Origin of the sequence: Vibrio navarrensis (assembly GCF_015767675.1) — a bacterium.
Classification (GTDB): Bacteria; Pseudomonadota; Gammaproteobacteria; order Enterobacterales; family Vibrionaceae; genus Vibrio.
This window is the reverse complement of sequence record NZ_CP065217.1, coordinates 2141015-2161263: the sequence shown is the minus strand read 5'-3', so window position 1 is coordinate 2161263 and position 20249 is coordinate 2141015. Positions and strand designations below refer to the sequence as shown.

Below are 20249 nucleotides of genomic sequence, written 5' to 3'. Positions count from 1 at the left end.
TTGAAATAAAAAACCGAGACATACGTCTCGGTTTTTTTATCTTCAACTTAGAACTTAGAACTTAAAACGAGCAGAGAACATCAACTGATCGTCATAGAAATCGTTGATGCGTGCTTCAAGACCAAGAGAGAAAAGCTCAGTAGAGTGGAAGCGTGCGTAAGCTGAACCAATCCAGTCATCGTTATCATCAATAGAAACGTAACCTACTTTACCGCCAACTTCCAGTTGTGGGCCAAGCCATTGGCGAACACCAAGATTCAGTTCCATCCCCATATCCGCACTGCTGGCATCTTCTGGTTCAACCACACGTAGCAGCATAGCGCCCGTCATGTCTGCCCAGTTATTGATTGGAGCATGGAAGCCAAAACCAGCCGCTGAATCAAAATCTCCTTCGAACTTTGAATCAACGCGCGCAATGAGGTGAGCGTTTGGATGAACAGATTTGCTGAAACCAGCACCGAAGGTCATTGGGCTAGCGCCAATGCGAGCTTCGAAATAGTCGTAGCTAAAATTGCTCATGGTTTCTGGACGATTAGAATCTTCCTTGGCCAAAACCTGACCAGATGCAATCAGCAGTGCTGCGGCTAGAATTGTTTTACGCATATTTCGGTAAACCTTTTAAAATGAATTGTTTCCTGACGGAACTCGAGCGAGTTTCACCAATAATCGATTCGCGACATCTTAATCAACTTGCATGCAAGTGACCAATAAAAAAATGCCATAGTTTTGTCGTGTAGCCAATATTTAAGCAAAAACAGTACCATTTTTAACAGCTGCCTTACATTCAGGCCGGGACGAACGAGCGAAAGAAGACAATTTATTCTCCGAAGCTGCTTCGTCTTTCCGCCATCGCGTTAAGAATCGCTTCGGCATCCAAGATAGAAACCCAATTAAGCAGATTATCGTCGTATTTAATGACAAATTGAGTTAACTGTTTCTTGATGGCGGCTCGAAGCTCTTCACCATACCAAGGTTTTGAAATGTAAAAATCTAAGCTGGCATGATTCACCGCTTCAACGGTATCTTCCAATCCTGCTTGACCGGTGAGAAGCACTTTTCTTGCTTTTCGGGTGTGCTCATCGTCGCTCAATTCGATCAAAAAACTGATGCCAGTTTGTTCGGGCATGATGTGGTCACACAGAATCAAAGCCAGAGCGATATCGTCATCTTGGTACTCTTCAATCACAGCGCGCGCTTCGGATACCGATTCAGCACCTTCGAGGACAAAATGATCTTCAAAAGGGGCAAGATCTTGCAGCACGCTATCCAACACTTCTCGTTCATCATCAACGCATAAGATCAGATATTTATTCATGGTGTGTTCCTTCTGCTTCGAGCGGTAACCAGATGGTCATGCAGGTGTATTGATCCACGACGGAGTCTACGTCTATCCATCCTCCGTGCGCGTGAATGATTTGTAAACAGATCGACAAACCAATGCCGAGTCCAAAATTGCCTTCTTTTTTTGTCGTGTAGTTCAGCTCAAAAATGGCCTCTTTTTGCTGGGCGGGAATGCCACTGCCATTATCTAAAAAGGCGACCGTGACATAATTTTTCCCGTCGCGTGTTTGCAGCGCGGTGGTGATGGTTAACTCACCTTGTTCTGGCATCGCATCCAACGCGTTAGAGATCATATTGGTCCAAACTTGTTGTAAAGCGATAGGTTGGCAGTAAATCGGTTCCAACTGGCAATAATCTGTGATGACTTTATGTCGTTTTAAGCGGTTTTCAAAGATCACTAAGGTATCTTCAATGCCTTCGTGAATGTCGACTTTATGCACTCGCTCATCGTCGGCGCGGGCGTAGCCTTTAAGGCTTTTTACCATATCGGCAATGCGCGCTGCGCAGACATCAATAGAACGTAGTGCGTTACCAATTTGGAAGTAGTTTTCTAATACCTCCACCTCTTTCACACCGGTTTCTGAGCGTTTTACTCGGCCTATCAACTCACTGTCTTGCTCTAGGCCAAGAGTGACAATTTTGCGCGCGAGATTACGGTTTGCTAAATTAAGCTGGTTGGCTTTTTCTCTTAGGGTTGCGGTGGAGAGCGGCTTACTCAGCTTGGCGTTATCGAGCACTTTGATCCCTTTCGATTGCAGTGCCTCGCAATGGCGGCTTTGTAGCACCAACTCTAGACTCTGAGTGAGGTTTTCGATGCCGCGCAAAATCGCAGCGATGGGGTTATTCAATTCGTGAGCCACCCCTGCAACAAGTTGACCCAACATCGCCATTTTCTCTTTTTCGATCAGTTGCTGATGGGCAGATTCCAATGACTCAAGCGTTTTTTGCAGTTGCAGTTTGGTGTTGATGCTGCGTTGCAAACGACGGTTGAAGTGACGCAGTAACAGATTAGTAAATAGGGGCAGCAGGTTGGAATCGGATTGCATCACTTGCGAGAACACACTGCGGTCCAGTTTGATCACTTCGGTTTTGCACAAGGTTAGTGCGGTTGAAAAGGATTTTTCTCCGGTCACGAAGGACATGCCGCCGACGAGATTTCCTTTGCCGTGGCGGACGACTTCCCGTTGCATGCCCATATCGTCACGTTTATAGAGCGCTACTTCGCCTGAAGTAATAAACCAGAGGAACTTGTTAGCTTCGCCTTCCATGGTCAGCAGATGCTCCGCCGAATAAGTGCGGCAGGCGCGAGTCTCGTCTTTTTCGCGGAAGAAGGCTTGCAGTGCGCCAATAAAACGTTCAGTGAGTTCAACGTCGGATAGGGTGTGGTAATCATGAATGAATCCGGCTTGATAGCTGCGCATCTGATTATCAATGTGCGCACGCAGCAAGCGATTTTGATCCAAAACGCTGCTGTAACTGAGTAACTCTTCTTTATCAAATTTCAGAATAAATTGCGTCAGCTCCTTTTGAACGGTGTTCTGCAAGACGTTGTCTGGGAGTGGTTTGGTCAGGCAATGGTCGAGCCTACCTTCGTTAACGGCGGTCAAAATCGCCCCGATATCGCTTGAACCACTGATCAAGATTTTGCGTGCGCTTTCGGTGCGTGGATTCTTATCGAGACCAATCAAGAAATCGACGCCATTGAGTTCGGCGTGGTGGCTGGCAATAACCAGCGCCATTTCCTGCTGGCTTTGTTCCAAATATTCAATGGCATGGTGTGCTTCTTCGAGCGAATCGGTGTTGAACACGTCAAACTTATGAGAAAACGTCGCCAATTCCTGACGAAACTGCTCAGTACTGATCGGATTGTTATCTAAACAGAGTATGGCGTAACGGTTCACCTTGACCTCGTCGATTGGCGCAAATCACACCACATTACGTTAACAGGAAGTGAACAAGGGGTTTGAGAGCTGAGTTTGAGTTTTATCAGCTATAAGCTGGTAAGTGGCAATAGCCTGATATATCTCAATGTTTTATCCCATACTCAGATAGGATAGACTGTGGCAAATTTCTCACTCAAAGTGACTTTATGAACACGTTAAAAAAATGGGCTGCTCTTGGTGGCGCGGTCTCTCTGGCGGTGTGCTGGCCTCTAGCGGTCGGTCAAATTGGCCAATCGATCATTGAAGATGGCATTGCCAAGCTCGACAGCCAATCGCTGAAAGCGGAAATTATCAGCTATGAGCGCGGTTACCTCTCATCCGTTGTCACCACTCGCTATACCATCATCGATCCAGTGATTGCGGAGCAATTTGAAGCTGACGGTTTACCGGTGGAGTTTGAGATGCGCTCTGACCTTACCCACGGTTTGACCTCGCTGGATGCGCAATCATTGCTACTGGGTATAGAAACGTTACCGTTGACGATTTCCTCCACGACTCAGCTTAATGGTAATACCGATTTTACTATCGCGATGGACAGCTGGAACGTGCAGAGCGAGGTGGAGGGCGTTTCAGTGTCTACCGCGCCGATGAGTGTCAGTGGCAGAGCAACGGTGCTTGGCGATCTCAATTTCGAGTTTGATGTGCCGTCGATTCAGGTGGATTTTGAATCGGGTGAAGAGTTGCATTTGTCTAATCTCAAAGGGACAGGGCAAGGAAAGCGACAAAGCGGCTACTGGCTGGGTAAACAAGATATTCAAGTGGGTGAGTTGCAGCTCAGTGATGTGGATGCACAACCGATATTTGGCTTGTATCAAAGTCGCTATCTTGGCAACACTCAGCTAGATGCCAAGGGCGAGCGATTGGAAAGCCAGCTCAGCTTCAAAACCAACAAATTGCTGATGTCCGACGGTAATGAAGCGCAAAATCTGAATATTGATTTCTCATTGAAAAACCTTGATCGTCAGGCTTTTAATCAAGTGATGGCGATTTATCAAAATTCCCCAGTACTTACAGAAGAAGATCTTGGCAAAATCTTGCCGCACATCGACACCTTGTTTGACAAAGGCTTCGCCATCGCGATCGATAATCTCTCTATGACGTTGGGAGAGGGCAAGTTTGAAAATCAATGGCATCTGCAGATTCCTCAAGGAACAGATAAAATCACTCAGGATCCGATGAAAATCATCACGGCAATGCAAGGGGATGTGCACACCTATTTCTCCAATGAACTTGTCACGCAATACCCATTCATCCAAGAGGGTGTCGATGAATTATTGGTGATGGAGCTTCTTGAACAAATTGAAGGTGGTTACCAATTAAAGGCCGATATTAAAGAGGGCAAATTGGTGTTTGAAAATGGCCAGGCGTTCCCGCTGTTCTCTTTGTTGATGCCCGCGATGATGCAGTAATTGCCAATTAATCTGCTTTAAAGAAAAAAAGAGGTCGTAAGACCTCTTTTGTTGTTTTTCGTCAAAGAAAAACATGCTATTACTTGAGCAGTTTTTCTTTATATCATCGAGCAGGAGCAAAGAGCGTCATGGAACAAAATACGGATATCGTATTTAACTTTAGTGCTGGTCCCGCAGCACTACCAAAACCGGTTATGCAGCAAGCGCAGCAAGAACTACTTGACTGGCAAGGGCTAGGCACGTCGGTGATGGAAATCAGCCATCGCAGTAAAGAATTTGTCGCGGTGGCGGAACAGTCCGAGCGAGATCTTCGCGATTTGCTCAACATCCCAGATAACTACAAAGTGCTTTTCTGTCAGGGTGGCGCGCGAGCACAATTTGCTGCGGTGCCACTCAATTTGCTGGGTGACGCGCAAACCGCCACTTATATCGACGCTGGCTACTGGGCGCAGAGTGCCGTAGAAGAAGCGAAGAAATATTGTGAGCCGGATGTGTTCGATGCCAAAACCAGCATTGATGGCAAAGTCGCGGTATTGCCTGCTTTGCAGTGGAAAATTCATCCAGACGCTGCTTATGTGCATTTTTGCCCGAATGAAACCATCGATGGCATTGAAATCAATGATCTGCCTGTTACCGATAAACCGATTGTGGCGGACATGTCTTCCACCATTTTGTCTCGTGAAATCGATGTTTCCCAATATGGGGTGATTTACGCTGGTGCGCAGAAAAATATCGGCCCATCTGGTATCGCGATTGCCATCGTCCGTGATGATCTACTTGGTTTGGCGAAACAGGTATTGCCAAGTGTTTTGGATTACAAAACGCTGGCAGAGCAGGATTCGATGTTCAATACACCGCCGACCTTTGCATGGTACTTATCTGGTTTAGTGTTTAAGTGGCTTAAAGCGCAGGGTGGCGTGAAAGCGATTGAGCAGATCAACCGTGAGAAAGCGGCACTGCTGTATAACTACATCGATCAATCGGATTTCTACATCAACAACATTCATCCGCAAAACCGCTCGTTGATGAACGTGCCGTTCCAGATGGTGAAGCCAGAGATAGACGCCTTGTTCCTCAAGCAAGCCGATGCCGTTGGCCTTAAATCGCTTAAAGGTCACCGTGTTGCGGGTGGTATGCGCGCTTCCATTTACAACGCCATGCCACTTGAAGGCGTGCAAGCGCTGGTGGATTTTATGCGCAAATTCGAACAAGAAAACGCTTAACCGGTTTCTCTATTGCTTGATTTTGAAAGGAAAAGCGCCGAAAGGCGCTTTTTTATGCTCGGTATTTAAAACACGACGCGTGGTTTAAAAACGGCGTAGACGCTATTTCTCGCCGAGGAACCCGCCCGTTTGGTGCGCCCAGAGATGGGCATAAATGCCTTGTTTGGCGAGTAGCTCGTGATGAGCATTCATCGCCTGCGCTGAGAGAAAACTGCGGATAAAAATAACCCGGGCTTGCCCGGGTTATTTGTTGACCTTTAAAGAGATTGCGCCAGTTGATAGTAGCGGCCTTGCTTGGCCAGTAACTCACGATGGCTACCGTGTTCTACCACTTCGCCCTGTTCAATCAAACAGATGCTGTCCATCTGGTCTAAGTTGACTAAACGGTGCGTAATGAAAACGACGGTTTTGCCAGCAAAATGGCTGGCGAACAACTGCATGATCTGCTGCTCGGTTTGCTTATCCAAGCCTTCCGTTGGTTCGTCGAGCAGTAAGATCGGCGCATCGTGCAGCAAGGCGCGAGCGATGCCAATACGGCGCTTCTCACCACCGGAAAGCTGGCGACCACCGTCTCCGAGCCACGCATTTAAGCCGTCGTGCTCGAGTAGGTTGTCAAGTCCCACTTTATTTAGTACTTGGCTGATGGTCTCGTCACTGGCATCCGGAGAGGCCATCAAGAGGTTATCACGCAAGCTACCATTTAAAATGTCAACCCGCTGACTCACGACGCTCAAGGCTTGACGAAGCTGGCTTTCATTCCATTGCATTAACGGCTGACCAGCGATTTCAATCGAACCGCTCTGCACATCCCAATAGCGATTGAGAAGCTGAAGAAGCGTCGATTTGCCCGAGCCCGTTTGCCCAACAATCGCAATTCTTGAACCCGCAGGGATAGACAGATTGACGTTTTGCAGCGCCAGTTTTTCGCTGTCTGGGTAGTGGAATGAGACATTGTTGTAGGCAATCGAGAATTCGCCGCTGTGCGCCACCGGTTCGGCAGGGAAGCGTACTTCCGGTTCTGACAAGATCACTTCGTTGAGCCTGCGCGCGGATGAAAGCGTCTGGCCAAGGTGTTGGAATGCGCCCGCAATCGGCATCAGCAGTTCAACGCTCGCCATGGTGGCAAAGGCGACTAAAGCGATCATTGGATCAGGTGGATTACCCCCAACTCCATCGGCGGCTAACCAAAGCATCAGTACTAATGTCCAGCCGTTGGCCAGCATCAAAAGCGCTTGAGCCAACCCAGAAAAATGGGCATTGAAGTACTGATTACGCATCAAGCGTTGCTGTGCCTCGCCAATGGCGTCGTGATAACGCGTTTCTGCGCCAAACAGTGTTAGCTCGCTGTAACCTTGTAACCAGTCAAGCGCGGCGATACGCAATTGCGCGCGATGTTGGGTAAGTTCTGCGCCGTTGCGTTTGCCCAGCTTGTAAAACAGCACTGGCCAGCAGAGCAGTAGCGCCAGCAAAATGGCCCCTAGTGTGAGGCCGAGTGTCATATCAAACCAGCACAGCACCGCAGTGAGGCCAGCAATGCCCAGCGTACCGACCACCATAGGGCTGATAAGGCGCAGATAGACGTGATCCATCGCATCGATATCGGCCACCAAGCGGTTGAGCAGATCGGCGTCACGCAGGTTAGATACGCGGCCGGGGATAAGCGGTGCCAGCTTGGAGAAAAAGAAAATTCTCAAGTCAGTCAAAAGCTTAAAGGTAGCATTGTGGCTAACAACGCGCTCGCCCCAACGCCCAGCAGTGCGACCCATGGCAAAGCCGCGTACAAACGCACCGGGCAACATGTAGTTGAATGTTTCCCGTGCGATGGTCAGCCCGGCAATGCCTGCGGCGGATAAAAACCAACCAGAAAGCGTTAACAGGCCGATGGAGGCGCACAGGGTCAAAAAGGCCAGCAACATCCCGAGCGAGAGGCCGAACCAATGTTTTTTATACAGTTTTAGGTAGGGAACTAAATCACGCATCAAGATTCCCCTTGTTGGTTTGATGAAGTGCTTGATTGGCGTTAAGCATCTGTTTGAATAAGCCCGCTTGCTCTGCGAGCTCATGATAACCGCCGGACTGAACCAGTTGGCCGTTTTGCATCACCAGGATCTGCTCGACGTGCTGTAAGGGTGTCAATTGGTGCGTCACCATCAAGGTGGTTTTCCCTTGAATTTGACTGGCAAGGCCTTGCATCACTAGCCGTTCACTGCGTGCATCTAAGCTGGCTGTTGGTTCGTCTAAAAGCCAGAAACCACCGTTTTGCACCATCGCTCGAGCCAGTGCCAACCGCTGAGCTTGTCCAACAGAAAGACCACCGGAACGGTCGGTGATGAGGTAATCCAATCCGTGCTGGTCAACAAACTCAGCTGAGAACGATTGTTCCAGTGCGGTGCGCAGTTGGGTTTCGCTTACTTGCTCTTTGCCGAGCGTGATGTTGTCGCGAATCGAGCCGTGCAGTAGCAGCGGATTTTGTCCAACCCAACTGATCTGTTTGCGCCACTTGGCTAAATCGAGCTCGCTGCGCTCAATACTGTTGATGGTCAGTGAGCCTTGATACGGTAAAAAGCCCAGAATCGCATTGATTAAGCTGGTTTTGCCAGCGCCACTTGGGCCTACTAGCGCTGTCGTTTGGTTGGCGTTGATGGCAAAGCTGATTGGGCCAACTAAGCGCTCTCCTTGTGGTGAAAACACCTCTAGATCGCGAGCGACGATCTCAATCGCTTGGCAATGGTCAAAGCTTTTGTCCCCAGAGCGCACACTGCTCGCTTCGGTTTCGAGAAAGTCAACGATGCTCTCAGCCGCGCCAACTGCTTGCTGTTTGGCGTGATAGAAGGTACCGAGATCGCGCAGTGGTTGATAGAACTCAGGAGCGAGAATAAGGATAAACAACCCGGAGAACAGTGTGACTCCAGCGCCGTAATCACCAAAGTTGAGTTCGCCAATAAAGGCAAAACCAAAGTAGACCGCAGTCAAAGCGATAGAGATGGAGGTGAAAAACTCCAGCACCGCCGAAGAGAGGAAAGCGATACGCAACACATCCATGGTGCGGCTGCGAAACACTTCCGACGCGCCGCGCATGATTTCCGTTTCCGCTTGGGTACGGTCAAAAAGGCGGATCGTGGTCATTGCTTGCAAACGATCATAAAAATGGCCCGAGAGACGTTGCAGCGCTTTGAAGTTTTTGCGACTGGCGTCGGCGGCTTTCATCCCCACCATGGCCATAAAGAGCGGCACCAATGGCGCGGTGATCAAAAAGATCAACCCTGCGGCCCAGTTGACCGGAAACACCACCGCCAAAATGACGAAAGGCACCAGCACCGCCAGTGACATTTGCGGCAAATAGCGGGCGAAGAAATCCTGCATGTTGTCGACTTGCTCAAGCACTAAGGTCGCCCACGCGCCAGCAGGTTTACCCTTGATGTATGCGGGGCCAAGCTCGCGCAGTTTGTCGAGGATCAGTTGGCGAATGTAAACGCGGATCTGTTCACCACAACGGTAACCCGCGATCTCGCGTCCCCACGAGCAGAGAGCTCGCAGTGCGATGAGTGCCACTAGGCCGAGAAATTGCGGCAGCAGTTGCGACTTATCGACTTGCTCTATGATGAGCTGATGAAGAATGGTGGCGAGCAAAGCGGCTTGGGCCAACAAAAACACGCTCGACAATACGCCTAGGCCAACAGCAATCATCAACCAGCGCTTGGCCAGTTTACTCTGCTGCTTGAGCCATTTGTTCAAGCTGCGTTGTTTCTTTTTATCCATTGTGAAGGCTTAATGAGAATTGTTTTATTTCGAGGGAGCTAAGTATACAAAAGAAAGCCCGGCAGGAACACTGCCGGGCCTTAAGGTTATGACACAAATGTGAAAAGTTATTTATCGTTCAGTGAATCAAGGTAGCGCTCTGCATCCAGCGCTGCCATACATCCAGTGCCTGCAGAGGTGATGGCTTGACGATAGTTGTGATCCATCACGTCGCCAGCGGCAAACACACCTTCGATGCTGGTTTGGGTCGCGTTACCTTCCAAACCTGATTTCACCACGATGTAACCATCTTTCATCTCAAGCTGATCTTGGAAAATCTGCGTGTTTGGCTGGTGGCCAATCGCGATAAACGTGCCCATGACGTCAACTTCTTCGAACTCGCCAGAGTGAACGTTTTTGATGCGCACGCCTGTCACACCCATCTCATCGCCGAGCACTTCATCCAGCACGCGGTCAGTATGCAGCACGATATTGCCATTTTGCACTTTGTCCATCAGACGATTGATGAGGATTTTCTCTGCGCGGAAGGAATCACGACGGTGAATAAGGTGCACTTCAGCAGCGATGTTTGACAGATAAAGCGCTTCTTCAACTGCGGTATTGCCGCCGCCCACCACCGCAACTTTTTGATTGCGGTAGAAGAAACCATCACAGGTGGCACAAGCCGAAACACCGCGACCTTTAAAGGCTTCTTCAGAGTCTAAACCTAGGTATTTGGCTGATGCGCCGGTTGAGATGATCAGTGCATCACAAGTGTACTCGCCAGAGTCGCCTTTAAGACGGAATGGACGAGAAGTTAGTTCAACTTGGTTAATGTGATCAAAGATGATTTCAGTTTCAAAGCGTTCTGCATGCTCTTTCATGCGATCCATCAGAGCAGGGCCAGTGAGTCCTTCCGCATCGCCCGGCCAGTTTTCCACTTCAGTGGTGGTAGTGAGCTGACCACCTTGTTGCATCCCAGTAATCAGCACTGGGTTTAAGTTGGCTCGAGCTGCGTAAACCGCGGCGGTGTACCCCGCAGGACCAGACCCAAGAATTAATAATTTACAGTGTTTTACGTCGCTCATTTCGACTCCCTATCGGGCAGATAAATTTGCCTGATTGTATGGAAAATATTGGCCTAATAAAAGATGCAAGCCACACACTGTAACGAATTTCTGGTTATAGGTTATAGCTAAGTTTGTGCTTTGGTGCGGGCGTTCCATATTTTTGATGAGCTAACGTAGCTAAAGATCATTTGATGGGAAAAATGAACTTAACATTATGAAAATATTAGCTTTAGTTTCAATGTTAGTGAACTTCACTGCTTTTGGAATCGGCCAAGTGCTCAGTTTGGGCTATTGAACTGGTAATTTAAATTAATATGGTATTATATGTCGAATATATAAATATATTGAAATAAGTTGTGGTTAAACGTTGCTTTGACGATATTTACTCGTATCCTATATGTGAATTTATTGTTAACAAATATAACAACAAATGTATCTATCAAAGGAGTGAATGATGCTACATTCGCACGAGAACACTTTACATTTAACCCAACTGAGCCGCCAAGCGATCGAACAACTCTCTCCCTCGTTCGCGACCTTGCCGCATACGGAACATGCCGATGGAAAGTACCGTCTGCGTCGCTATTCTGTCGTGCAGATGAAGCAAGGAAAGTTGATCGATTTGCAGAAGAGTAACTTTGTGCAGAGTTCGGATATCAATCGTTTTCAAGGCGATGTGACCCGGCAGTTCGAGCCGATCGAGTCGCACACTTTACACAGTGAAGGTTTTTGCGAAATGTGTCAGCTCTTTGCCCATAAAAATAATCTGCGCGATGGGCAGGAAATTGAAATCCATCAGATCCGTATCACCGCCATTTACGACCAAACCGAAGTGGCGCCAGAAGGGGTGCACCAAGACGGTTTTGATCACATCGCTATTGTCGGCATCGGCCGCAATAACATCGAAGGCGGTGATATTCTGCTGTATAGCGACTTCCACGCCGAGCCTTTCTTTAGAAAAGTGCTAGAAAATGGCGAAGTGGCTATGCTGGCAGACAGCAAGTTGTGGCACAACGCCAAACCGATCCGCGCTCTGGAAAACGCGCATGAAGGGTATATGGACGTGTTTGTGTTGACTGCCAAAGGGGCTGCACATGAACTTCAATCTTGAGCAAGTTCGCGGACAGTTTTCCGCGCTGCATCAGTACCACAATGATAAACCGGTGACCTTCTTTGATGGTCCGGGCGGCTCTCAAGTGCCGCAATCGGTGCTGGATGCGATGATTGGTTATCTGGGTCATTACAACTCCAACTTAGGCGGGCACTATTTTTCTAGCCAGATCACGGTGGATGTGATGGCGCAGGCGCGCCAATCCGCGCAAGCATTGCTCAATGCCCCCAGTGCCGACAACATTGTGTTTGGCGCGAACATGACTTCGCTGACTTTCCAATTGAGCCGTGCCATCAGCCGTGATTGGCAGGCGGGCGACGAAGTGATTGTCACCGCCTTGGATCACTACTCCAACGTATCGAGCTGGCAGCAAGCGGCGCAAGACAAAGGGGCCATTGTGCATCAAGTGCGAGTCAACGAGTCAGACTGCACGCTCGACATGGCGCATCTTGAGCAATTGCTCAATGAGAAAACGCGTTTGGTGGCAGTTACTTATGCCTCAAATACTACGGGTTCGATTGTGGATGTCGAGCGGGTGGTTGAGTTAGCACATTCGGTGGGCGCGCAGGTTTACGTGGATGCGGTGCATTATCTGCCACACCACTTGGTCGATGTGCAGGCACTTGGCTGTGATTTCCTTGCTTGCTCGGCGTATAAATTCTTCGGCCCGCACGTTGGCATCGCGTTTGTGGCAGAGCCTTGGCTGCAATCACTACAACCTTACAAAGTGGAACCTGCCACCAATGTTGGCCCTGGCCGTTTTGAAACGGGCACCCAGAGTTTTGAAGGCTTGGCGGGTGTGACGGCGTCGGTGGAGTATCTGGCGCAGTTTGGCGAGCCGCATCTGCCGTTGCGCCAGCGTTTAGTGCAGAGTTACGCGCAATACAATCTGCATGAAGAGCGCCTCAGCCAGCACTTTTTACAGCGTTTAAGTGCGTTAGATGGCGCGACCTTATACGGCATCAACGACAGTGCAAGCGACAAACGTACTCCGACGTTTGCAGTGCGTTTTGCGCAATATCCACCGGGTTTTATCGCCAAGACCTTGGGTGAGCACAACATTTGTGTGTGGAATGGCCACTTCTACGCATTGGGTTTGGTTCGTCAGCTTGGTTTAGAAGAGAGCGGTGGCGTGATCCGCATTGGTTGTATGCACTACAACACCGTTGAAGAGATCGATCTGCTGTTTAACGTGTTGGAAAGTATTCTCGATCAGTAGTCACTCTAGGGTCTGTTGACCTTTTGCGGTTAAATTTTGTTCGAGATAAAAGCGTTTTAATCGCGGCGAGAGGTTTGTAGCCTAGTCATTCTAAGCAAAACACCTCTCAACAAAGAGTAAAACGCTTTTTGCGGGGGCGCCTAGCTCGAACCCTTCGGGCAGCGTTTGTGGCTCCTTTTTGCTGCGTTATCGGCTTATCATGTAGGCCCCTACAATTCAAAGCCTCTGCCTTGCACAAAGAACCCACAAACTGCTGCAAAAATCATCTCAAAAGGTCAACAGACCCTAGTTACATGAGAACTCAGAGCCCGCTAAGTGCGGGCTCTTTCTATCATTGAGGCGAATATAGTTTAGGCGATCTCTAGCCTTCGAATTCCACTTCGTAAGATGTGAACTTGCGAATATTGATAACGCCAGTATCTAAAATCAGGTATTGCCCTTTAATTCCCTGCAAAATGCCGCTCACTTGTGGCTCTTTATCAAAGTTGTGCGATGTGATCTTGGTTGGGTAGTGCTCAACCGGATACGCCAGAGAGGTCAAGCTGTCATGCACGACTTCAACGCTCTCTTCACCAAACTCGGCTTTTACCTGAGCGATTTTCTCTTCCAGCAACGGCAACAATACGTTGGCTTGCTCGGCGAGATCGAGTGGTTGGCCATCACCTTTAAGAAGGGCACGCCAGTTGGTTTTATCGGCGATGTGCTTCGCCAGTTCCACTTCAAGCAAACCGGAAATATGACGAGTTTTTACCTTCAATATTGGCAAGCCTTGCGTCGCCCCTTGGTCAATCCAGCGGGTCGGAATTTGCGTATGACGTGTGATGCCCACTTTGAGGCTGGAGGTGTTAGAAAGATAAACGAAATGATCCACCATGCAGTGACTCTGTGCCCACTCAGGCTCGCGACAAGTGCCCGCCGCGTAATGGCAGGTTTCTGGCTTCATAATGCACATATCGCAACTGGCCAGTTTGCTCATACAGACATAGCAGTGGCCTTGTGCGTAGCTTTTCTTGGTTTTTTTGCCGCATGAACTACAAAAAATATTGCCGGTATAAGTGAGGCGAATAGGTTGGCCAATCAGGCGGTTGAGTTCAATTTCTTCCTCTCCGACCGGGAGGCGGTAGGACACAACGCCGTCGAGGGTCGCACGCAGTTTATCCAGCGTGCCGGTGATTTGCTTTGACATGACATTACTCATTGTTTTGCTTTTTTTTGCAGTATATCAGGGCTGATAGCGACTGTGGGCAGCTTTTGCCGTATTCGGTTTGCAAACGCCTTGTTCTTGACCGATTGCGAGGACGGATAGTGCCAGCAGGCTATGTGATTGCATGCTTATTTTGCGACGTGAACTATGTCGCAATTATGCGCTTTTAAACAGACTTGACCATTTCTGAACTAATATCACATTAGTGATTAAGATAAGATGTAACTAAATTAAGAATAACAATAAAAAGCTAAAAAAAGTTTTGCATTTTAAGTTTCGATTTTCCCGATTTTTTGGAGCAGTGTGGAGAGCAATGATGAAATCGATCCCTAAACTGGTGCTTGTCTTGGCAATAGGTACCATAGCGCTGTTTTTGCTCTATCGGGCGCTAGGCGATACACGCGTACTCCTCGTCACACCGGATCAATTCACTTTTTATTCCAATGATGATCGCCTCGATGGGGGAGTCAGCCAGTCGGAAATGCACACCCACAACCAAGCCCTCGATCTGCAATGTCAACTCAAACTGGAAAACTACCCGTGGCCTTATTGTGGTATTTCCATTCACACCGATACGGTGACAAAAACACAAGGGCTTGATCTTTCAAACTATCATACAGTCAGACTACGGCTTCGCTATGATGCACCGGAGAGTAGCGAGCCTCGACTGCGCTTCTATTTGCGCAACTTCAATCTGGTCTATTCGACGGCAGAGCAAGAGTACAGCTATAAATACAACGGCGTGGAGTTTAGTGTCGTGCAAGGCGCGCAGACGATTGAAATTCCTCTGGCTAACTTGCAAGTGATGAGCTGGTGGCTGTCAGACAACAAAATTCCGATTGTCGAATCGGGGCCGGAGTTCACTAACATTGTGCGCATCGACTTAGCGACGGGTTCGGGGGCACGCTTGGGTCATCACCATCTGCAAGTCGAAAGTATCGAGTTTGAAGGCGCTTATCTTGCGAAAGAGACGCTGCTTACCACGTTGCTTTTTTCTTGGGTGTTGCTCGGCTTGGCCTTTTCACTCAATGAACTGCGTAAAAGCAAACGAGCCTTTCGTGAGGTGCGTGCACGTCAATTACACTTGAAAAAGCTCAACGCCGATTTACGCGCGCAAAATTATGAGTTTGCCGAGCTGGCGCACCGCGACGCTTTGACCGGAGCGATGAACCGTCATGCAGTGCGTGATTGGCTCAATCAAACCGCTCGACAAGTGCGTTGGGGGCAAGAGTCTTTGTCGCTGCTTTATCTCGATCTTGATAAATTCAAACACATCAATGACCGCTATGGACATCAGATGGGGGATGACATTCTCCGTGAGTTTGTCATGGTGGTCGCCAGTTTGCTCGAAGGCGATGAACGGTTAGTCCGCTGGGGCGGCGAAGAATTTGTCGTGTTTTGCCCGGGTATCCATTTGCATCAAGCGAGTGAAAAGGCGGAGCGCTTGCGTCGTCATATTGCACAGCATATTTGGTTACATGGTGGGCTGCTGACGTGCAGTATAGGTGTGGCGGAAATGGGCGCAGAGCGGATAACCGAGGTGTTGGCACGTGCGGATGAAGCGCTTTATCAGGCCAAGCACCGCGGGCGTAATCGGGTAGAAGTGAACTACGGCAATACCGCCGCCTCTGCATAAACGCTGCGTTGAAAACAAATTAAAAAAGGTGGCACTTGGCCACCTAACAGGGGCTGCAGATTGCCCCGGGGAAGGGGCAAGCTTTTGCAAAGCATCATCCTAGACGGATTTGCGCATCTGCAAAGTGAAACTGATTACCAAAATATCGCGGCGAAGAGAGTGAGTGCGGCAATACAGGCGATGTTGAGCACCATACCAATACGCATCATTTCACTTTGCTTAATGTGCCCGGTGGCAAACACAATTGCATTGGGTGGCGTCGCCACGGGCAGCATGAATGCACAGGAAGCCGAAATCGCAATCAGCGCGGAAAGAATCACTGGTGAAATGCCCAGCGCTTCTGCAATGGTGGCAAACACAGGAACAAGCAGCGCCGCACTAGCGGTGTTACTGGCAAACTCGGTTAAGAACACCACGAAAGTCACCACTGCCAAGATACTCAGCAACATCCCCGCTTGGTCAAGGAAAGCACTGAGGCCTTGAGCGAGGAAGACGCTGGTGCCGGTTGCTTTCAGTACATTACTCAAGCAGATACCGCCGCCAAATAGGATCAGAACGCCCCAATCGGTGGTTTTTTCGATGTCTTTCCATTCAACCGCACGAGAAACGCCCAGCGCTAAGATGGCGCCGATGGCAACTAGCGTATCAAAGCTCTTAAAGCCGCCCAGCATACTGTTGATCGGTTTAGAGAAGATCCACAGAGTCACCGTGACTAAGAAGATGGCCAGTGTGATGAGCTTGCCGTTGGTCCACTCAACCGGTTGGTGGTCAAGTTCAAACGAATGCTTGAGGTTCGGCTTGGTCATGCTGTAGAGAACGATTAGCGCGATTGGCAATAGCAAGAAGGTGATCGGCATACCGAGCTTCATCCAGCCTGTGAAATCGAGGCCAACTTCTGCTGCCGCGATGGCATTAGGTGGGCTACCGACGATGGTGGCGATCCCGCCAATCGACGCGCAGTAAGCAATACCAAGCAGCACAAACAGGTAGGTGTTATGGTTTTTTTCGCGGTCAAGTTTGCTCATCACGCCCAAAACCAGTGGCAACATCATTGCGGTGGTGGCGGTGTTCGAAATCCACATCGACAAACCGGCGCTGACACCAAACAGCATGAATACCGCTGTTGACATTTTGCCGCCTGCAATCAGCAACACTTTATCCGCAATTGCTTGATCAAGTTTTTGCTTGTGCAGTGCCGCTGCGAGAGCGAAACCGCCTAGAAATAAGAAAATGATCGAGTTAGAAAAGTTGTTTAGCGCAGCTTGCGTGTCGAAAATGCCGGAGAAAATCGCCAGCAGCGGCACTAACAAAGCGGTGATACTGACGTGGATTGCTTCAGTCAGCCACAATACTGCGACGAAAGTGAGAATGCTTAAACCGATCACCACTTTTGGGTCAAACGGTAGCGTCTCCAGCAGAGTGATAAACAACAAAATATTGGCGATAAATATCATGCTGTTTCTGGTGAAAAACCAGTTTCTTAGAGTAACGACGAGTGCAGTCATTGAGTGCTCCTTTTGCTCTGCCTCTGTAGCGTGTTGTTGTTTTGTCAACCGACCTAGAGCTCAGCACTGTGCTGGGCATGGCAAGGACGGTTGTTGCAGAGGCGAATATCTGACTTGTGTTACTTGGATGTTACGAGAGTTGTGCAATCTATGTTGGTGGCTTTTAACTTAATAGCAACAAAGTGTGAGGTGCTGGAATGAAAAGGAGTAGATTCCTACCCATTGGCTGATGGGATGGAGTCAGACATGGGTGCATCCCCTTCGTCCGTTCTGCGCAGAATTGGTTGTTGAGGCCCGAGAAAACGAGGTTGAGTATCAATAATGTAGAGGTCTAATAACGCTTTGCTGCGCGCAAAAATCTCTCGAATGCGTACTGACCACGTTTGCGATGGATTGTCCGGCCCGGCAACCGCTAGGCACTGCGCGTTAATGTGGTATGCATTCGCGATAAGAAGTGCGCGCTCACAGTGAAAACGTTGCGTGATGATGAGAAAGTTTTCGGTAACAAAAATCTTTTTTGCCCGCACAATCGAGTCGAGCGTGCGAAAACCGGCATAGTCGAGATGAATGGCGGTTTCAGGCACACCTGCTTTGAGCAAATCACGCTTCATTGTCCAAGGTTCGTTGTAGGAACGATGGGCGTTGTCACCGCTCAGCAAAAAGTGTTGCACCTTGTCTAAGCGATAGAGCTCAATTGCGGCTTCAATTCGGTGGGTGTAATAGCTGTTGAGTGTCTTGCCGATGTATTTGCTGGTTCCGAGTACCACTGCGACATCGAATGGCCGTACTTGGTCGTAAGAGGTGATGATGCGTTCACTCGCTTGATAGCTGACCCAGCGGTCAACCGCGATAACCGCCGCGGCAAAAAGGATCAGCAACACAAACACCAGCAGCGCCAGTTTTTTCCAGCGACGTTTTGCGTGTGTTTGGCAAAGCGGATGATCCAATGCTCTTCACTCCAAGTTATTGAGAACTCGCATCATAACGGAAAGTAAAGCAGACAATGAAGCTCTATTCTCGTAAAAATCGACAAATTGGTGAAGAAAAAGCCCTCGCATGCGAGGGCTGAAAGGGAGAGGCTTAGAACGCGGTACGTTTGTAACGGCGATAGACCGGTTGCCAGAAATGCTGTTCAATGGCCACTTGCAGCGCATCGTCGGCGATCTCCAACGCGACGCCTTGTTCAATGGCTTTCTTCGCTACCGCATAGGCGATGCGTTTAGATACCGTATGGATCTCTTCCAGTGGTGGCAGCAGAGCGCCACGACCATGAATCGCCAACGGCGAACAGGTCGCCAGCGCGCGGCTCGATTCCATCAGCATTTCGTCAGTGACGCGTCGCGCGTTAACCGCCAAAACGCCAAGGCCAATACCCGGGAAAATGTAGCTGTTGTTGCACTGGGCGATCGGGTAGGTTTTGCCTTCATGAATCACCGGATCAAACGGGCTGCCAGTTGCCACCAGCGCTTCACCTTTGGTCCAGCGAATAATATCAGCCGGAATCGCTTCCACACGGCTGGTCGGGTTTGACAGCGGGAAGATGATTGGACGCGGACAGTGTTTGTGCATCTCTTCAATGATCTCTTGGGTAAACAGACCGGGGGCACCAGAGACACCGATCAGCACCGTCGGTTTGGCGTTCATCACCACATCAAACAGAGAGAATCCGTTTCCTTCCGATTGCCACTCGCCAGTGACGGCGTGCTTTTGCACCAAACGCTGCTGAAAATCGAGTAGGTTTGGCATGCCCTCTTGCAGTAGACCCCAACGGTCGACCATGAATACTTGCGAACGCGCTTGCTCATCCGAAATGCCTTCCGACACCATCTGCGCGATGATGGCTTCTGCAATGCCGCAGCCTGCAGAGCCAGCACCCAAGAAAGTAATGCGCTGTTCAGACAACTTGCTACCTGCCGCTTTACACGCCGCCAGTAGGGAACCGACCGTCACTGCAGCGGTTCCTTGGATGTCATCGTTGAAACAGCAGACGCGATTTTTGTAACGCTCAAGCAGCGGCATGGCGTTTTTCTGTGCAAAATCTTCAAACTGGATCAGTGCGTCTGGCCAGCGGCGATGTACTGCTTGCATGAACTCATCAATAAACGCGTCGTAATCTGGGCCAGTAATGCGTGGATGACGCCACCCCATGTACATTGGATCTGCTAAACGTTGTGGGTTATTGGTACCCACATCGAGCACAATAGGTAGCGTATAAGCAGGGCTGATGCCGCCACAGGCGGTGTAGAGGGAAAGTTTTCCGATAGGAATGCCCATCCCGCCGATCCCTTGGTCACCCAAGCCAAGAATACGTTCGCCGTCGGTAACAACGATCACCTTGACGTTATGGTTCGATGCGTTGTTGAGCAGGTCATCGATGCGATCGCGGTTGGCGTAAGAGACAAACAGCCCGCGGCCACGGCGATAGATATTGGAAAAGTTTTCACATGCCGCACCAACCGTTGGCGTATAGATGATCGGCATCATTTCGGTGATGTGATTTTGTACCAAACGGTAGAACAGCGTTTCGTTGGTATCTTGAATGTTACGCAAGTAGATGTGCTTATCCATGTCGCTTTCGAACGCTTTGTACTGCATGTAAGCACGTTCAACTTGCTCTTGAATGGTCTCAGTGGTTTCTGGAAGCAGACCTTCAAGGTTAAAAGAAACGCGTTCTTCACTGGAAAATGCGCTTCCTTTGTTGAGTAGTGGCGTGCTGAGAAGCGCTGGGCCCGCGAAAGGGATGTAAAGTGGGCGTTTATCGTTATTCATTGGGTGCCTTAACGTAGGGTTTGAGGAAACGGCGAAAATGATAACGGCTTCACTGTTTAGTTGTAAATAGGACTTGATATA

At 49.3% G+C, this 20249-nt stretch carries 15 protein-coding genes; 5 read left to right on the top strand and 10 right to left on the bottom strand.

Annotation, left to right across the window (positions count from 1 at the left end; all coding sequences use genetic code 11):
• Positions 1-54: 54 nt before the first annotated feature.
• From I3X05_RS10365 to I3X05_RS10355, 3 genes are all read right to left on the bottom strand, one after another.
• Positions 55-603: a hypothetical protein gene (locus I3X05_RS10365; protein WP_045571932.1), complete on the bottom strand. Its 549-nt coding sequence runs from the start codon at positions 601-603 to the stop codon at positions 55-57.
• 214 nt (positions 604-817) lie between these two features.
• Positions 818-1315 carry a response regulator gene (locus I3X05_RS10360; protein WP_039443801.1) on the bottom strand — a complete coding sequence of 166 codons (498 nt, stop codon included), beginning with the start codon at positions 1313-1315 and terminating at the stop codon, positions 818-820.
• Positions 1308-3242, bottom strand: coding sequence for an ATP-binding protein (locus tag I3X05_RS10355; protein WP_045571931.1), 1935 nt, complete (start codon positions 3240-3242; stop codon positions 1308-1310). The genes I3X05_RS10360 and I3X05_RS10355 overlap by 8 nt, the downstream gene beginning before the upstream one ends.
• 188 nt (positions 3243-3430) lie before the next feature.
• On the opposite strand from I3X05_RS10355, the gene I3X05_RS10350 reads away from it, so the two are divergent.
• Both I3X05_RS10350 and serC read left to right on the top strand, forming a co-directional pair.
• Entirely contained in the window at positions 3431-4693 is a 1263-nt protein-coding gene (locus I3X05_RS10350; protein WP_193157815.1) for a DUF945 family protein, read from the top strand.
• Positions 4694-4821: 128 nt separating this feature from the next.
• The gene (gene serC / locus I3X05_RS10345) at positions 4822-5916 is read left to right on the top strand and encodes a 3-phosphoserine/phosphohydroxythreonine transaminase (RefSeq protein ID WP_193157816.1); all 1095 of its coding nucleotides are present in this window, start codon (positions 4822-4824) and stop codon (positions 5914-5916) included.
• A gap of 257 nt (positions 5917-6173) precedes the next feature.
• On the opposite strand, the gene cydC is transcribed toward serC, so the two are convergent.
• The 3 genes from cydC to trxB all read right to left on the bottom strand — a co-directional run bounded on the left by cydC (position 6174) and on the right by trxB (position 10742).
• A complete protein-coding gene (gene cydC, locus I3X05_RS10340; RefSeq protein ID WP_193157817.1) occupies positions 6174-7895 on the bottom strand; it encodes a heme ABC transporter ATP-binding protein/permease CydC in 1722 nt (573 codons plus the stop codon).
• Complete coding sequence (cydD, locus tag I3X05_RS10335) at positions 7888-9675, bottom strand: heme ABC transporter permease/ATP-binding protein CydD (RefSeq protein WP_337970698.1); 1788 nt, start codon at positions 9673-9675, stop codon at positions 7888-7890. Before cydD ends, cydC begins: the two co-directional genes overlap by 8 nt.
• Before the next feature lie 107 nt (positions 9676-9782).
• On the bottom strand, positions 9783-10742 hold the full coding sequence (gene trxB, locus I3X05_RS10330) for a thioredoxin-disulfide reductase (protein ID WP_045571926.1): 960 nt from the start codon (positions 10740-10742) through the stop codon (positions 9783-9785).
• Between the two features lie 433 nt (positions 10743-11175).
• On the opposite strand from trxB, the gene I3X05_RS10325 reads away from it, so the two are divergent.
• Together I3X05_RS10325 and I3X05_RS10320 are read left to right on the top strand one after the other, a co-directional pair.
• Positions 11176-11835 (top strand): 2OG-Fe dioxygenase family protein, encoded by a 660-nt coding sequence (locus I3X05_RS10325; protein ID WP_082069787.1) that lies wholly within the window; start codon positions 11176-11178, stop codon positions 11833-11835.
• Positions 11819-13054: a cysteine desulfurase-like protein gene (locus tag I3X05_RS10320; protein WP_337970697.1), complete on the top strand. Its 1236-nt coding sequence runs from the start codon at positions 11819-11821 to the stop codon at positions 13052-13054. Before I3X05_RS10325 ends, I3X05_RS10320 begins: the two co-directional genes overlap by 17 nt.
• Positions 13055-13415: 361 nt before the next feature.
• Here I3X05_RS10320 and I3X05_RS10315 read toward each other — a convergent pair whose 3' ends face one another.
• A complete protein-coding gene (locus I3X05_RS10315) occupies positions 13416-14240 on the bottom strand; it encodes a DUF2797 domain-containing protein (RefSeq protein WP_337970696.1) in 825 nt (274 codons plus the stop codon).
• Positions 14241-14574: 334 nt separating this feature from the next.
• Here I3X05_RS10315 and I3X05_RS10310 point away from each other — a divergent pair, with 334 nt between their 5' ends.
• A complete protein-coding gene (locus I3X05_RS10310) occupies positions 14575-15894 on the top strand; it encodes a diguanylate cyclase (protein WP_045571922.1) in 1320 nt (439 codons plus the stop codon).
• Positions 15895-16028: 134 nt separating this feature from the next.
• Here I3X05_RS10310 and I3X05_RS10305 read toward each other — a convergent pair whose 3' ends face one another.
• From I3X05_RS10305 to I3X05_RS10295, 3 genes are all read right to left on the bottom strand, one after another.
• Positions 16029-17399, bottom strand: coding sequence for an SLC13 family permease (locus tag I3X05_RS10305; protein ID WP_045571921.1), 1371 nt, complete (start codon positions 17397-17399; stop codon positions 16029-16031).
• A gap of 215 nt (positions 17400-17614) precedes the next feature.
• Positions 17615-18346 carry a SanA/YdcF family protein gene (locus I3X05_RS10300; protein WP_193167515.1) on the bottom strand — a complete coding sequence of 244 codons (732 nt, stop codon included), beginning with the start codon at positions 18344-18346 and terminating at the stop codon, positions 17615-17617.
• 133 nt (positions 18347-18479) lie between these two features.
• A complete protein-coding gene (locus tag I3X05_RS10295; protein WP_039443825.1) occupies positions 18480-20168 on the bottom strand; it encodes an NAD-dependent malic enzyme in 1689 nt (562 codons plus the stop codon).
• Between the last annotated feature and the right edge of the window lie 81 nt (positions 20169-20249).